Origin of the sequence: Arthrobacter sp. RIT-PI-e (assembly GCF_001187915.1) — a bacterium.
In the GTDB taxonomy this organism is placed as follows: domain Bacteria; phylum Actinomycetota; class Actinomycetes; order Actinomycetales; family Micrococcaceae; genus Arthrobacter_D.
In genome coordinates this window covers 1-14765 of the sequence record NZ_LGIU01000019.1, presented here as the reverse complement: position 1 = coordinate 14765, position 14765 = coordinate 1, and the positions used below count along the sequence as shown (strand labels likewise).

At 60.9% G+C, this 14765-nt stretch carries 13 protein-coding genes and 3 pseudogenes; 8 read left to right on the top strand and 8 right to left on the bottom strand.

The window, feature by feature from the left end:
* The 3 genes and pseudogenes from AC792_RS01085 to AC792_RS01075 all read left to right on the top strand — a co-directional run.
* Positions 1-271 (top strand): annotated as a pseudogene (locus AC792_RS01085) (MerR family transcriptional regulator); the annotation flags it as partial.
* A gap of 483 nt (positions 272-754) precedes the next feature.
* Positions 755-970: a hypothetical protein gene (locus AC792_RS16710; protein WP_152915955.1), complete on the top strand. Its 216-nt coding sequence runs from the start codon at positions 755-757 to the stop codon at positions 968-970.
* 220 nt (positions 971-1190) lie between these two features.
* Positions 1191-1823, top strand: coding sequence for an AAA family ATPase (locus AC792_RS01075; protein ID WP_326947498.1), 633 nt, complete (start codon positions 1191-1193; stop codon positions 1821-1823).
* A gap of 383 nt (positions 1824-2206) precedes the next feature.
* Here AC792_RS01075 and AC792_RS01065 read toward each other — a convergent pair whose 3' ends face one another.
* Positions 2207-2554: a hypothetical protein gene (locus AC792_RS01065; protein WP_152915954.1), complete on the bottom strand. Its 348-nt coding sequence runs from the start codon at positions 2552-2554 to the stop codon at positions 2207-2209.
* 236 nt (positions 2555-2790) lie between these two features.
* Here AC792_RS01065 and AC792_RS01060 point away from each other — a divergent pair, with 236 nt between their 5' ends.
* The 3 genes from AC792_RS01060 (at position 2791) to AC792_RS01050 (ending at position 4928) form a co-directional block, all read left to right on the top strand.
* Entirely contained in the window at positions 2791-3339 is a 549-nt protein-coding gene (locus tag AC792_RS01060) for a hypothetical protein (RefSeq protein ID WP_152915953.1), read from the top strand.
* A 641-nt stretch (positions 3340-3980) separates the two neighbouring features.
* Entirely contained in the window at positions 3981-4661 is a 681-nt protein-coding gene (locus AC792_RS01055) for a hypothetical protein (RefSeq protein ID WP_049828746.1), read from the top strand.
* A 60-nt stretch (positions 4662-4721) separates the two neighbouring features.
* The gene (locus tag AC792_RS01050) at positions 4722-4928 is read left to right on the top strand and encodes a hypothetical protein (RefSeq protein WP_049828745.1); all 207 of its coding nucleotides are present in this window, start codon (positions 4722-4724) and stop codon (positions 4926-4928) included.
* A gap of 333 nt (positions 4929-5261) precedes the next feature.
* Here the strand turns inward: AC792_RS01050 and AC792_RS18095 are convergent.
* The 6 genes and pseudogenes from AC792_RS18095 to AC792_RS15930 all read right to left on the bottom strand — a co-directional run.
* Positions 5262-5594, bottom strand: a pseudogene (locus AC792_RS18095) (helicase associated domain-containing protein); the annotation flags it as partial.
* 1682 nt (positions 5595-7276) lie between these two features.
* Positions 7277-7576, bottom strand: coding sequence for a hypothetical protein (locus AC792_RS15935; protein WP_235436292.1), 300 nt, complete (start codon positions 7574-7576; stop codon positions 7277-7279).
* The gene (locus AC792_RS01045; RefSeq protein WP_049828744.1) at positions 7567-8205 is read right to left on the bottom strand and encodes an AAA family ATPase; all 639 of its coding nucleotides are present in this window, start codon (positions 8203-8205) and stop codon (positions 7567-7569) included. Before AC792_RS01045 ends, AC792_RS15935 begins: the two co-directional genes overlap by 10 nt.
* A 586-nt stretch (positions 8206-8791) precedes the next feature.
* Positions 8792-9184 (bottom strand): hypothetical protein, encoded by a 393-nt coding sequence (locus tag AC792_RS01040; RefSeq protein ID WP_049828743.1) that lies wholly within the window; start codon positions 9182-9184, stop codon positions 8792-8794.
* A gap of 377 nt (positions 9185-9561) precedes the next feature.
* Positions 9562-10335 (bottom strand): hypothetical protein, encoded by a 774-nt coding sequence (locus AC792_RS17585; protein ID WP_235436291.1) that lies wholly within the window; start codon positions 10333-10335, stop codon positions 9562-9564.
* Positions 10336-11596: 1261 nt separating this feature from the next.
* Positions 11597-11800, bottom strand: coding sequence for a hypothetical protein (locus AC792_RS15930; RefSeq protein WP_082177230.1), 204 nt, complete (start codon positions 11798-11800; stop codon positions 11597-11599).
* Positions 11801-12058: 258 nt separating this feature from the next.
* Here AC792_RS15930 and AC792_RS15925 point away from each other — a divergent pair, with 258 nt between their 5' ends.
* Together AC792_RS15925 and AC792_RS01030 are read left to right on the top strand one after the other, a co-directional pair.
* The gene (locus tag AC792_RS15925; RefSeq protein ID WP_082177231.1) at positions 12059-12331 is read left to right on the top strand and encodes a ribbon-helix-helix domain-containing protein; all 273 of its coding nucleotides are present in this window, start codon (positions 12059-12061) and stop codon (positions 12329-12331) included.
* A 35-nt stretch (positions 12332-12366) separates the two neighbouring features.
* Positions 12367-12576, top strand: a complete 210-nt coding sequence (locus AC792_RS01030; protein WP_235436290.1) for a toxin — start codon at positions 12367-12369, stop codon at positions 12574-12576.
* Between the two features lie 658 nt (positions 12577-13234).
* Here AC792_RS01030 and AC792_RS17175 read toward each other — a convergent pair.
* A pseudogene (locus AC792_RS17175) lies at positions 13235-14765 on the bottom strand (hypothetical protein); the annotation flags it as partial.

The window sequence follows — 14765 nt, the reverse complement described above, 5'->3', positions numbered from 1 at the left end:
CGGACGGCGGCACGCTTTCGAGACCGCCCTGATGCACATCATCGAGGGATCCGGTCAGTTGGAGCAGGACGACGCCCTCCTCGACGCCTGGGACCAAGCGCACCCGCCCAAACACACCGATGAGGCACCTGAGCCCAAGCCGGCGGAAATCTCCCGCATCAAGAGCGCGGCGGAGGTCATCCGCAGCATGCCCTACGACCTCTCCCCGGCCCGCTTGCGCTGTATGGAATTAGCGGCGCAACTCGACGCACCGACGACCCCAGCGCCCTAAGCACAACCTGCAACCCCAGCCCCAGCCCCAGCACAACCCGAATCGGCCAGCACCCGGGTAACCACCCGCCTACCAGGCATAGACGGGCTCAGGCCAGGGGCTTCCCTACGAACCAGTTCACGGCCCGAGCTCGTCGTCCGGTCGATCGGTACTTGGTGTCAATGCCCGAGTCAGTGAGCCACAGGCGCAAGCAACGAAAGCCCAACCAAGTAGCAGGACACCACGGTACGTCCAGGACTCACCAAGGCCTGTGAGCAGATACGTGCGACCTGCGAAGATCAGGACAGCACCAGCCAGGCACACACCGGTGACCACGAACCAGAAAAAGTTACGTCGAAGCACCACGACCCCCACTCATGCTCGGACACGGTCAGCCTACACACGCCGAGCCCAGTACCCCGCTCAGCACTGACCCGGACGGCACGATAATCTACCCGCGGATGAACCCCCTCCACTTACCGACCACGACAGAAGGAAACAGCCATGCGATCACGCCCTACAACACTCCTGGGTTCTGCACTCCTGCTCCTCGGAGCCCTGAGCATCAGTGGCTGCGATGACACGCAGCTACCGCAAATACCAGGCGTGGAAGAACAAGAAGACGCAGAAAACCAAGAGAACAACGAAAATCAGAACAACGGCGACGACGAGGAACAGGACGCGGAAGAGAACACCGAAGATGAGGAGGACAACGAGTAAGCGAACACCCAGCCGAGGAACGTAGGGGCAGGAAGCCCCACAACGCATAACCGTGAGCGATGGAGGATCCTCAGCCGGGCATAGCATCTGGTGACTGGCACACTAGGCGGATGGCCTTCGATCGTTACCCCGTCCGAAGACTGACCGAGCATCCGGCTAATATCCTTGATCGCCGCACGTGGCCGGCGACCCTGGCACCGGTGACCACGATCCTGGATCGGTGACCACGATCCTGGATCACGGACTCGATCTTGGTCCGGCCACCGTCCTGGTCGGCGATAACGGGTCCGGGAAGTCGACGATCATCGAGGCGATCGCGCTGGCATACGGGCTGTCCCCCGAGGGAGGTTCCACTGGAGCCCAGCACAGGACGCGGTCCACGGAGTCGGTTCTCGCTGATCATCTTCAACTGGTCCGCAATGCCGGGACCACTCGTCGCGGATACTTCCTGAGGGCTGAAACCATGCACGGGCTCTTCACGTATCTGGAGGCGAATCCGAGCATGAGCGGACCGGACGTTCCTTTCCATGAGATGTCCCATGGTGAATCGTTCCTCGAGCTCGTGGTCGACCGGTTCCGTGGTTCAGGTCTCTGGGTTCTCGATGAGCCGGAATCCGCTCTGTCTTTCTCCGGTTGCTTAGCCTTACTCGGGGTGTTGAAGGAGCTTGTGGTGTCCGGGAAGTCTCAGGTGATTCTCTCGACGCACTCGCCCTTATTGGCGGCCTTGCCGGGTGCGCAGATCTACGAAGTTGGCAGCTGGGGTTTGCGTCTTCAACGGTGGGAGGATCTTGATCTGGTCACCAGTTGGCAGGCGTTCCTCAGCTCACCCGAGCGTTATCTCCGACATCTCTAGCTCCACCACAAAGCACTCGCTGACCCAATTGGCGCGACGCACGGTGACGGATCCACCTCCGGTCACCTAACCGCTCTGCGATGATGATCAATAAGTCTCCCAAAGCAGAGGAACCCATCAGTGGTGGACTTTTCCCCGGCCGCGTTCGCGCGGCAACGCACAATGAAGCGCGTTGCGAGATGCTTCTTCGCTTTCGCTGTGTTGACAGTACTTATGCCCCTGATTCTTGGGCTCTTCGGCCACAACACAGCGCTGCCGATCGGTCTTGTCGTTGCAGCTCTGATGATGATCGGCGTTGTCATTCAAGCCAGGTCGGACCCGGTCTACGCGCGGCGATCGACAGATACGGAGTGATCCGCGCAGGGATCGGTATTCTGTATCGCTTAGTCTCTGGTGAGTACGCGCTGTGTCTGAAGGGCAGCAATAATCCCTGAGACCACGCCGAGACTTAGACCGACAACCACCATCATCGCCGTAGTGGGATCTATGAAGAAGGCGTTGAGCACCACAACAGCACCTAACGTTGCCACTGCGCCAGCTCCTAGACCCGCCGTCCACAGGTAGTGCATGAGCGCTGGCGGGTAAAAGGCTGCGCGCAACCGCAGTAACAACACCGCCCCCAGCCCGCCGGCCAAACCCACCACGGGCCCGACAACAACGCCGACAACGACGAAGATGAAAATGAAGCCAGGTTCCAGATCCCAGCCAAATTGTTCACGATGCCACGTCATCTCAGCAACGTAGTAGACGGACAACCCCACGGCGACAGCCAAACCCACAACAGCGCCCGCTACCACACTGCGAAGAAGGAGACCCCGAGCGATAGCAGAAACAACGCGTACGGATGTCCCACTCATGCTTCGAACACTACCCACAGCACCAGCGGGTTCCCTCCCGGTCACCGATCCCCCTGCGCGCACGTTCGGCATGGTTGGCGGACGGAGGGTTAGTTGTAAGACTCTTCCTCATGAGGACAGACCCCGCTCGATGCTTCGGATCGATTGTGGCTGGTTTGGGTGTCGGGGGCGCACTTGCCATCACTGGATGGTTCGCCATCGGGCCCGACCACATCATCTACGCCGTTGTCGTGCAGTGCGGCTTTCTCCTCATGGCGCTGCTAGCAGGACCTGCTGTGGTCGACGTCGCTCGATCCCGCTACCAGGTCGCGAATATCGAACCGCGCATCTATACGCTGCTCGGCGCTGAGGTCGTCCGCCGTGTTCTGGATGGTGTGGGCTGGAACCGGGTGATCAAGCAGATGCGTCAGTCAGAAGGCGGCGAATCGGGGGTAGCCGGTTTCCTGCGGGGGACCGAGCAGTCCGAGACCGGGCATCTGCTCGGTGCCGCCGCGACCGTTGCCCTGGCGATCACCGCCGTGTCCACACATCATCCGCTGGGAGCTGTGCAGGTACTGGCCCTCGGACTGGTCCTGCACGGGTATCCGATCATGATCCAACGCATCGTGCGCGCGAGGATCACCCAACGCCGGACACACAGGTATAGAACCACGCACTAAAGGATCCATTAGTTCTCATCCGGCCGGTACAGTACTGACCCGATTCTAGCCGGCCACATGGTCGCAGCTGCGCCCTGGGCTCGGCGGTGAAGATATCGAGTAGCTGCCATCAACGATGATAATTCAGGAGAATTCCGCGCATCTTGTCAAGGCCTTTCGATCGCATGTCGATGCAGGCTCTGATATGAGTTCCCACGTCGTAGACAGCATCAATCCAGGTAGCCCCAAAATCAACGATCGCGACCATGATGCTGGTTCACAGACCGGTGCCCCAGACGAGTATTTCCTGTGTTCGAGCGGATCTAGCGGCACTTCTCGCGGCTTGATTGAACCTCAAACTTTATCGGTGGAACCTCAAGATTCACGTCAGAGGGTTGACCCCTAAATTACGTATTGGTAACGTCGAGGTCATCAGGAAAATATTCCACACATTTTCATAGGTCTCTACTTCCCACAGGTCTCCGCCCCATTGTTAGGTCTCACCAGTACGGATATGACTTCACGGGAAAAGCATGAGGAAGGAAACAATTGTCATGAGAAAGACAAGAAGAATCCCATCTCTCTTTGCTTCATTCGCAGGACTGGCACTGATAGCTTCGACCGGTGGCGCCGCGAACGCAGCCCCGGGCACCACGACACCGATGACCACGGACACAGCTATCAGCACCCCCGCGAACACCGCCCAGGTCGCTGATCAGACGGTGCTCTCCACCATGGCCGTGGGCGAGGAGGAAGCGGCGGACATGACCGCGGTGGCCCTAGCCGCCATCTCCAACAACGAGGTGAGCGTCCACGCCCCGGTGGAATCACTGAAGCCCTCCGAGAGCAAGGTCAGCACCATCGCCACCGACGAGGGAGACTTCACGACCGTGACGGTGCCGGTCGGTGGGCCCTACAGTCTCACCAGTAACGTCGCGATGGTCTTCGACAGCTCAGGCGATCGCCTCCAGTACACCGAGACCCTCGTCAGTGAGAACCAGGCCGGGAACTTCGCGATCGCGACCTACCTCGACGGCACCCAGACCAGCAACCAGGACACCGACTTGGCGTTCATGACCGACGCCGAGCTCGAAGCCGACCTCGCCGCATCCCAAGCACCAGGCGCCAAGGACACCACCCAGAGCACCGATAAGAACACCGGGGCGTGCATCGCCACCGTCCTGGGTGTCGGCGGCGTTGTGGGAAGCATCATCGCCTACAGCTGCGCAGGTGCCTGCGCAGCGGCAGCAGCAGGCGTCGGCGTCCCCTTCTGCGTCGCCTGCATCGCAGGCTTTGCGACCGTCGGTGGCGCATCCGTCACCGCCGTAGCGACCTGCTTCTAACCCGCCACACACCACACTCACCCACCACAGTCACCGACGATCAGCCACGAAGGAGCACTCATGACCAGGAAAACCTCACCGGTGTTCATGGGCCTGTTCATCGCCATGGCAGTGATGGCATCGGCCCTCATCTTGACCCTGCCAGCACTGTTCGGATCGTACGAACCCCATCAGTTCTGGCTCACAGTAGGACTCGGAGGTGCCACAGCCATCCTCGCAGTCGCCCTGATCCTCCTACGACCCCCCAGGAACACACCCACCAGCTGACCCCAGCACCAGTGATGAACCCCCTTGTTGCTCACAAGGGGGTTCATCACCGTGATGGGGGCTGTCCAATAAACGGTAGGGGGCTCAGGTGTTCCAACCAGCGAGCACCCTATCGAGGGTGTCCCGGCGTGCGGGGTTCAGGGTGTTCTTCCGTGACCAGGTCCGCTGGCGGCCCAACCAGATCGCCAACACCTTCTCCCCCGAGATGTCCTGAGGCCGGTAGGTCGGGAACCGGCCAGTGGTAACCCGGAAGATTTCTACTTCCCGTAGCCGTGTCTGCCACAGTGCGGTGAGATTCCCCCGCGGTACACCACCCCAGTCCCCCACCCGATCCAACGCAGCCACTTTCTCGGCGGCAAGTTTCCCCTCCCCGTGGGTACGGCGTTGGGCGTGCACCCACTTATAGACCCGGCACTCCTCCACCCCACCGAGCTGCGACGGAAACCGACCCTGCTCAACCACAAACGCCGCATACGCGGCGTAGTGGCCCCACCACACCTGCTCCCGCCCACGCCTCCCAGCCTCCCCAGAGCACCCGGATTGCCCAGAGCACCCGGATTGCCCAGCGCGGCCGGGTCCCCTGGAGCGTCTCGCGCGTGCAGGCTCGGGTACCGGCTGGGCATGGACCACCCAGCACCTCCCCCACCAGGCAGTGTCCTGTGTCATGCGGCGTCGGATCGCCCGCTGCACCCGCTGCCGGTCCACCCGGCACCACCGGGCAATCACCGGCACCGGGACACCCCGCGAAAACATCAAACACCACTCACCACCACCGGCACTACTACCGGCGCTATCACCGACACCGACACCAGTACTAGCACCGGCACTGGTATCGGCACTGGTATCGGGATCGGCACTGGCCTGAGCGCGGGTACTAGGGTGTGCGTTGGGATGGTGGGAGGAGGTGTACTCGTCCTCAGTGAGGATCAGCTCGTCCCAGTCCATGCACCTCACCCCATCACTTCTTCGACCGGGCAGGAACCGGTACTCCACCACCAGAGCACACTCGTCTCCACCACCACGGCACGGGAAACCTACCCACCTAAGCGACACCGTGGTTCCTCTACACCCCTGCACACCACACGAGCGGGGAACCAGAACAGGGACCACGATGACACCACACCCCCACACCACATCCAACTCCATGTCCGGCACAACGACCGGTGCTACGGCTGACACTCCGGCGTGCACCTTTAGATCCTCAGGGCGGGTGACTGGTGGCCCGGAAGGGCGGGTCCTGGGTGAGCCCGCGGTGGTGCGCTTCCTGCCCTGTGGAACGCCGTTGGCGCTTTACTGGCACGGTGGGTGGGTTGTGGCAGGTCAGCGGTACACCCCTCATCCTGGTCATCCACGAGCACCTGGTAGGACCAGGACCTACACCCCTGGTAGGACCAGGACCTACACCCCTGGGCGGACAAGGCCGTACCCGCACCACCAGGTATCGGCAATTCCACACCCAAACCGGCCCATCCTCCCCGATCCCGGGACCCGACATGAGCGCCGGGCGCAGGCATGGGAACTGGTGGTTAAGCCGCGCCACCCACACCCACAGCTAATGATCGATGACTACCGAAGCCGGCGGCACTTGGACGAGCTGTCTGCTCGTGCCTCAGTCCAGAATGATGTGCCAGAAGCCACGAGGAACCACCCCAAGCTGACAGATCAGCGAACACGAGGAGATCGAGATCCGGAAGGAGCTCATGATGCTCACCCACAACCGGGGCCGACCTCGAACACCACCAGCCCACGGACTCCCCGAGCCTCGCCGGGCGTACGCGTGAGCACGGTACCCGCCGAAAGCAATCCCGGTCCATGCTCTCGCAACCACACACCCGGACGGCCGTCAGAACCCGGGGTCCTCAAACCGAAGACCCCCATCCACCGGGAAGGCTAGGTATGGCTGAACGCCGTCACACCAACATCAGCAGCACGACCGGGAAACATGGGCACAGCAAGCCGGCAAAGCCTTAGAGTCAGTTCCCGCAAAGATCTGGCCAGACGGTAACGATCACTGGTCGCACAACACCCCAAGAAGTCACCCCCGCCCCGGCTTCCTACCCAACTGCGCACGACTCAAGCCCCCACGCCTCACTGCTTGACCCGCACACACCCAAACAGCAAGAACCACTCCCCCGCCCGCACACCATCACCACTAGGTCACCCACACCACTCACACACCTCGAGCAACCGGCGGGCATGCACAGCTTCCATAGTGTGCATGAGCAGTCTCAATCTTGCCTGCTCTGGCACCACATTGATGTGGAACTAGTACTGTACTGGTGTAGTACCAAACTGGTACTACACCAGTACAGTACTAGTGCTATTTAGAGAGCTATCGATGGTCACGATTAGTGGGCACCAGATCCATACTTCTCCTCAAGTAGTGGCCAGATGATGCGTTCGAGGACCTTCTGCTGGCTGATGTCCTGATCAGCTGCGGCTTCTTGTAACAGTGCCGATTGACTTTTGCTAAGTCGGAAGTTGAGCCCTGTCGTCTTCGGTTCTTTGTTGCGACTTCGCCAGTCGCTAGCAGCATTAGCCGGTGATGGGGTCTGACGATCCGACTTGGGGCGTTCTGCACGTTCAGCAAATGCTTCAATTTCTCGTTCGTCGGCCGCGGATGGGCGTGGTCGTCGGTTCAGTGCCACGTCGTAACCTCCTGGATGAGTAGTTGAATTTCTGCTTTGGCCTTGGCATCGCGCATTTCAATGACCCCTAAGCCCTGCGAGAGTGCGTTTCGGAAGGCCTTACGTTGATGGATGACCGTCCGAGCCACCGTCACTTCCGGATAATCCGCCAAGTATTCGCGCGCATCTCTAACGTCATTGGCTCCTGTGTTAGTTGGTGCCATATTGAGGACGGCAAGTGCCCTCATGTCTGGGTTGAAGTCCTTAGCCTCCGTGAGAGTGGCAACCACACTCTCTGTCGTATCGAGTTCGGCCTGGTATGGCACCACCGGCATCAGCAGTACATCGGCCGCAGTCATAGCTGTACGCATTTCCTTACTGTCCTTGCCGGGCGCATCGACGATGACGTAGTCATATCGAGTGGCGAGGTCGAGAAGGGAGGATCGGAGATTACCGGTCTTCTGCACAGTCTGAATAGGCGGGTATCCGTTTTCCTCTCGATCGCGGGCCCAGTTACTCACCGTATGCACGGTTGGGTCAGCTTCTACGAGGATCACGTCAGCGCCTTGGCGCTGTAGCTCTACAGCGAGGTTGATGGTCAGTGTGGACTTTCCAACACCACCCTTGGTATGCGCGATTAGGAGGATCATGGCATCAGTCTAGTACCAATACAGTACTAGTACCACACCAGTACTACACCAACACCATACTAGTACCATATTAGTGTGGTACTAGTATGGTGTTGGTGTAGTACTGAGTACGTCGTCGTCATCGGTATCGTTCAATGAAGTCAGTTAATGCGACCAATTAAAATGATCCGCGATGGCGAGGAAGTCGAGATAATCGGCCACATTTCAGCTAACGGTGTTAATGACGACATGGCCAAAAACGTTGTCTCGGAGACGGCATCGGAAGCTACCAGTCTCGAAATAACTTCACTCCTGAATCCTAGGAAGCTACGTACTCCAACCGGTCACTCCAGGTGAGTGAGCGGTGTTGGTGACCTGGTGGAGATGTGTAGGTGGGGGAGTGGTTCCGGTTATCCGAGTGGGCAGGTCAAGCAGTGAAGCGGTGAGGGCTTGAGTCGTGCATATGGGACAGGAGCCCGGGGATGGTGACGATGTCCGGGTCTACCGGGTGATGTGCTGACACAGAAGAGTGGAAGGGTCACCACGCGTTCGCTCGTGGTGACCCTTCCACTCTTTTGTGGTGCGGTGAAGGTGGTGAACCTCATGTCTAGTAGTCGATGTAGGTCCCGGTCGGGGCGGTACCACTGAAACTCGTGGACGGACCGAACTGGCCGGTGCTGTTACAGGTTTTCTGCGACCCGGAGAACGAGACCGTGTTGAAACCATAGGTCGCGATCAGGGACTGCCCGGCAGGGATGGTCGCCGGCCCCACGGTGGCCCCAGCCGACCAGGACTGACTCGCCGAAGCCGACGCGCTGATCTCTGCCTTCAACGGGGCAATGATCGAATCCACCGACACCGATCCAGAGACCGTGGCTGTGCTGGTATCAGTGCGACTGACACTGGCCGACACCGGCGCCGTGCTACCGGAGGTGTTGGTCAAGGTCACCGACCCGACGGCTTCCTTGTTCGATGAGCTCTGACTGAACGTGGTCTCCACATGACCTGCCTCGCACTCTGTGGGTGCTGCCGAGGCGGTCAGGGGGAGGACTGCGGAACCTGCAAGGAAACCGGCGGTTGAGACCAGCACTGCCATTCTTCTTGTGGTGCTTCGCATGATGCTCCTTCGTGTACCGAGATCTTCTCGTTACCTTTGGGGAACACCTCACGTTACTCCTCAGTAACTTAGAGTCAAGAGCCAGCACAAAGCTCTCTCGAGTCCTGATTCGCCCCCGTAAAGCAGGAGATTTTCCTCATACGGCGCCTCCAGACTCGCAGGAGCATGGTCATGGTGAATAATGCGAACCCGATGAGATCCACGAGGATGAAGATCAGTACTGTGTGTGCTCGTGTGCTCGTGTGCTTAGGGGATTTGGGCTAAGCCGCGTTCCACAGGGAGCGTTGATGCTCGTTCTCGTCCTCAACGGGCGGTAGCCAGTATTCGTCCACCTCGGCGTCGTAGAGCTCGCGCTCTTCGAGCTGGGGTGTGAGGTGCCGGTCGAGCCAGGCGTGCCCCGCGGCGCGCTGCTTCCGGTCCCGGGTAATCGGCTCCTCCCGATCCTCCGTAGCGCCCAGCCGGTCGGCCAGCTGGGTCAGGTTGGTGGTGGCCACAATCTCCCAGCGGCCGTGATGCCGGCGAATCATCCCCAAACTCTCCATCCGGGCCAGGTGATCGGTCAGGGCACGGCGGGAGATACCCGGGGTGCGGGTGGGGGCCGCGGTGGGGGGGGGGCGGCGGCCGCGTGCGATGCCCTCGTAGGGAAGGGCTGCGACGTCCCCGAGGGCCCGGAACACGGGCCGGACAGCGTGGATCTTGCCCTTACGCCAGGGGGGCTCACGGGCCAGCTGCTCGAACTGCTCAGGTAAGGCGATCGCGTACGTGTCAGCTGCACGGCCATGGCCACGTCCGATGCGGGTGAGAACACCGTTCGAGAGGCGCTCCAGTCGGGGGAGCAGCCGTGCGATCGTCCCGTGGTCCTTGCCCAGGGCGACAGCGAAGGTACGGCAGCCGACATCGAGAATGTTGGTCTGGTTCGTCCGCATGTAGGCCAGGACTGCCCGGAGAAGAAAGCGCAGACTGATCCCTGCCCGGCCCTCTCTCATCAGCATGTGATCCAGGTGCGCGTAGAGGACGTTCTCCAGATCATTCACCAGCTGATGGATAAAGTCCCGACCCAGCGCGGACCCAAGCTGATTCCGAGGTTGAGTACTGGGCTGAATGAGGGCTTTGATGCTGCCCCCCGTGAGATGAGTAGGGCTTGTGTGGCAATTATGCGCAGTAGTTCCCCGTGCTCGTAGGGGGCGGGTTTTTGCGGCAGTGCTGGTGCCGGTCTGGGTGGTGAAGGTTTGGGCTTTGGCCCACTCGATGGGCAGGAGCCGGTCCGCTTTGGTCCCGTAGAGGGCGGTGAGGCCGGCGTACTGATCTGCCATGCCAGTGCGGACCTGCTCCAGGGACCACCGGCAGGCCACGAAGTGGTTTAGCACAGCCATACGCGCCTCAGAGCGTGAGGTGTACCGGGTGGTGTCATAGAGCCCGGTACGGGCCACAGCGCGCAGCGGGGAGTCGTGACGGGCCGCTGGGAATGCCGTAGGTACCCCGGGGGTACGGGTGAGGGTGCGGCGTCGCGTCTGCTCGAGGCGATACAACTCCGGCGCCAGAGCCGTGCGCAGCGCTGCCAGGGCCGTAGCCGGGTTGCGGCGGGTCAGGATCCCGTACGCCTCCGTCAACGGCGTGACGAGGACCTGGTAGCCACCGAGCTTGTGAGCAGAGCCTGGGACACGGATACACCCATCGGTGACGTTCTGGTGCGGGCTCGGATCAAGACTCACGAACCTAACGGTCAAAGCCTCCACCAGCTGGCGTGCCTCAACCGCCGGTATCGCCTCCCGCAGCGGCACGTATAGGTGCCGGCCACCACTCGGGGAAAAGTCCTCGACGTAGGACAAACCGGCCCCGGCTAGTAGCGCCCCGAGCTGTGCGGCGTCCTCGAGCACCACAGCGTGCTGTGCCTTAGAGGTATCCAGGTCCAGGCACAGGGTCCGCACCGACCCATCGACGCCGTGAATCATCACGGCGGCAGGGACGGTCGGCAGGGCCCTGATAATCCGCAGGGGAGTAGTGGTGGGTCTGCGGTACTCAAACCGGCCATCCCTGGACCATTGGCCAACCCGGTACACGGGTTGGCCGGCGATCAGGGGGGCCAGGGCCCACGCAGCAGCGTGCGCTGTATCACGGCGTGGCGCAATATTAAGAGCTGGAGGTGCTTCGAGCACTCGGTGTACACTTTCGAGTAAGGGTACGGCCTGAAAAGGACGCACTTGGTTGAGCTCTTCACCGGTGATCTTGCCGGAACGACGGTGTGGAGCTTAGAAACTTGATGTAAGAAGGCCCGCTTCGGCGGGCCTTCTTTGTTTATGAGGCTCTGCTGAGCTCAAGGGCCTCCTGGCTCTGAAGTTCGTCGAGGTCGATAGTTTCGAGGTAGGTGTGAACGAGACGCGCAACAAGATCGCTTCGGTTCTCATCAGTAGCCGCAACCACTGCAGCGAGCTTTCTAGCGTCACTCACAGGAAGACGGGCTGTGATGACGTGTCGTTCACCCTTACTGCGCTGTGGCATGGTTCCTCCTTCTATCGAACTTGTGACACTGACCTTACCTGAATCAGATTACTTTGAGGAGGGGTATCGCAGCGTGTTGAGGGTTGGTCTTTCTCCTGCTTCGTGACACTCCTGCTTAGAGCTGGCAACTTTGGGTGTTGGTTAGATGCTCTAGCAGGTACGCCTCGTGGAGCGATGGTCATGGAAAGTCACTTGGAGACGGTGCAGTTGGTGCTACCCAGGCTTTGTATTGCAGACAGAGGTGGCTATCCTTTTTGTATGACGAAAAAGGTGGAGACCATTGGTGGTGTACCTGTGACGGAGGAGATGATCCAGACGTGGGCGGATGAAGCCGAGGCCGGATACACCCCAGATCAGCTACATATCCCTAAGCGAGGTCGGCCTCTGATGGGGACAGTACCTGCCACGCAGATCTCAGTGCGCTTGGAAAAGGAACTAATGGATCTGGTGTCCCGGAACGCGGCGCAGCGGCATGTGAGTAAGTCCGATGTGGTCCGTGAAGCGGTGCGCCAGTATCTGCAAGCTTCGTGAGTAGAAGCGTTCATACTTCGGCTCAGAAGCATGGTGTGGCCCCTGAGGACGCACTGCACGCTGCAGCCCACCAGGCCCATGAGAGTTATCTAGACGACGGTAACCCGGCACGCCGACTGATCCTGGGCTTTGGCACCCAGGGCACTTTGCTCGAGCTCGTCGTGCTGGTCTTCGATAGTGGGAATGAGCTGATTATTCATGCCATGCCTGCTCGCAAGCAGTACCTAAAGCGCCTGACGAAATGACGCACTCAGAGAACCATGCAGATCAGGCAGCGCCGATCGATTATGCACGACACCATCCAACGGTTCGCCGGGGTACACGGTTATTGCGTGGTCAGTGGATTTCCCTTGCCCTCATGCTGCTCGCCCTCGGCGTCGTAGTCTTGGTACGAGACCTGACGGAGGTGCCGACCCTTGCCGCCTTGGCATGCTTCATCGGCGCCGGCCTATCGCTTTGGGTGGGGCGGTTGATGATCAAGAGCCTTCGCTACGAGTACCGGTATCAAGACCACCAGGAGGATCACCATGATGGTGAGGGACTTAGCTCTCCAGGACGGTCGTGATATCGCCCTATAACAGCCGCACGTAGCGCCGTAGCGCTCACTTCCCGCCGAAGCGGGGTCGCCGCAAGCCGGATGCACAGCAGGTAAGGCAAATCATCAGGGCCAGCACCGCGGAGATACCCGAGGAGATCCTCGGCCTCGATATCGCCAAATCATTCACCAAGTCCGTTCATCCCCGAAAACTGGAGCTGTAAAGCTTTGAGAGCTCCATCGCCAGTAATAGAACCAGACTGTCGGCGAAACCTCATGAGCATTACCCAACCGATCGGTGCCATGACGCCTGATGAACGTTCGAGCCCGCGCTCCCGCCTGGCATAACTAGCCCTACAGCTTGTAGGTCATCTCAGTGATCTTCCGCTCCGATGGGAGGCGGCGTCCGCTGCCCGGCGGCTGCTGGCAGCGGAGTCTTCCTTTCCACGCTTCACCCTCTCTCCCCTGGCTTCCTTCGCGTCCATGGCCTTGCGGTAACGCTCAATGAGCTCATCCTGGTTTTTACCCCATCCCGACTTACTCGGTACCCGGGAGGTAGAACTGGCGTCCTTGGTTGTCACGGGGTCCTTCTGACGCTGATCCTGCGAGATCGGCGTTGACCCCGACTCTTTGCCTTGTGTATCACCAGCTGTAGCACCTGCAGCTTTCTCCGCCACAGCGCGGTGTCTGGCGATCGCGCGTGCGATCGCAGCCTGGATACCCTCCTCCTGTGTCAGCTCCACTTCCGGCTTCTGTGCAGGCTGCGCAGAAGCCGGACTCGATACTGCGGACTGAGTGGTCTGGGTAACTTCTACGATCTTGGCTTCGCGTTGCTGTGGTTCCGGGAGCCGATCGCTGGCGGCCGCGCGTTCTGCATGCAGACGTGCAATGGCCCTGCGTGCGGCGGCTTGATTGAAAGCGATCCGTTCTGCAATCGCTGCTTCATCGGCTCCCTGCTGGACTTGGGCCGGGGTGCGCGGGGCGGCCTGAGTGAGGGCGCTGTGCTTGTGCAGGGCGGTTGCACGCTCGATGAGCCGCCGCGCGGTCGGGTCGTCCTGGTACTGCTTCGGGATTATCGTCGTCTCGTGGGCGCCGATGTTGTACCGGTTCCGGTACGCCTCGGTCTCGGAGGCGATGCTGTGCCACTCGGCGGCCTTGGACTCCTTCGCCGGCACTGGCCCGAGCGCGGCCGCCCACGCCGGTTGTTCTTCGGCGAGCTGTGCCCCACGGACCGCGACCCGCTGTCCGAGGTGTGCCCGAAGCCGGTCAAGTTCGTCCCGGTACTCCTTGGGCACTCGTGCGTCCTGCAGGAGCACCGACGGTGCAATGTCCTCGCTGATGGTGGATCGGCCGAACCCTGCCGTGCTCGGGTCGGTGGTGGTTCTGATGCGGTCGGTGGACGCCGGCGTGCTGGTGCTGGGGATACCGGCCTCGCGTAGCTGGCGTTCCTGGCGGATTGCCTCGGCGATCGTGACCTGGTGGGCGCTGCGGGAATCCTCACCACGGGCGGTGCGTTCGATCGCTGTCTGCGTCGGGGAGAGATCCTGGCGGCGCTCGAGCTCGAGGGTCATGGTCTTCACCATCCACTGCTCTTTCCTCGTCGCAGCACTGAGTGAGGCGGTCGGGTCGAGGGACTGCAACCGCTCCACAACGTTGTCGCGTGTCTCGGTGAGTTTGCTGGTGTGCAGGAGCGCGAACGGCCGGGCTGCCCATTCGGTGTCCATGGGAGCCTCACCGGGCGTCCGGCGGAACTGATCGGCGGCAGCGCCCTCGGCGTGCTTCTCGGCCTGCTGTGCAAGGCGGTCGAGATGATCGTCGGTGAGGGCACCGAGCGGTCGCTGTCCGGTGTTCGCCCGGATCTGCTGCGCGGTGTCGACCCGATTCTCCACCCGGAAAGCT

Excerpts from the sequence above, each read along its gene's own strand:
- AC792_RS16710 (WP_152915955.1), top strand. The coding sequence starts at position 755 with ATGCGATCACGCCCTACAACACTCCTGGGTTCTGCACTCCTGCTCCTC.
- AC792_RS01065 (WP_152915954.1), bottom strand. The coding sequence starts at position 2,554 with ATGACGTGGCATCGTGAACAATTTGGCTGGGATCTGGAACCTGGCTTC.
- AC792_RS01060 (WP_152915953.1), top strand. The coding sequence starts at position 2,791 with ATGAGGACAGACCCCGCTCGATGCTTCGGATCGATTGTGGCTGGTTTG.
- AC792_RS01055 (WP_049828746.1), top strand. The coding sequence starts at position 3,981 with ATGACCACGGACACAGCTATCAGCACCCCCGCGAACACCGCCCAGGTC.
- AC792_RS01050 (WP_049828745.1), top strand. The coding sequence starts at position 4,722 with ATGACCAGGAAAACCTCACCGGTGTTCATGGGCCTGTTCATCGCCATG.
- AC792_RS01045 (WP_049828744.1), bottom strand. The coding sequence starts at position 8,205 with ATGATCCTCCTAATCGCGCATACCAAGGGTGGTGTTGGAAAGTCCACA.
- AC792_RS15930 (WP_082177230.1), bottom strand. The coding sequence starts at position 11,800 with ATGCCACAGCGCAGTAAGGGTGAACGACACGTCATCACAGCCCGTCTT.
- AC792_RS15925 (WP_082177231.1), top strand. The coding sequence starts at position 12,059 with ATGACGAAAAAGGTGGAGACCATTGGTGGTGTACCTGTGACGGAGGAG.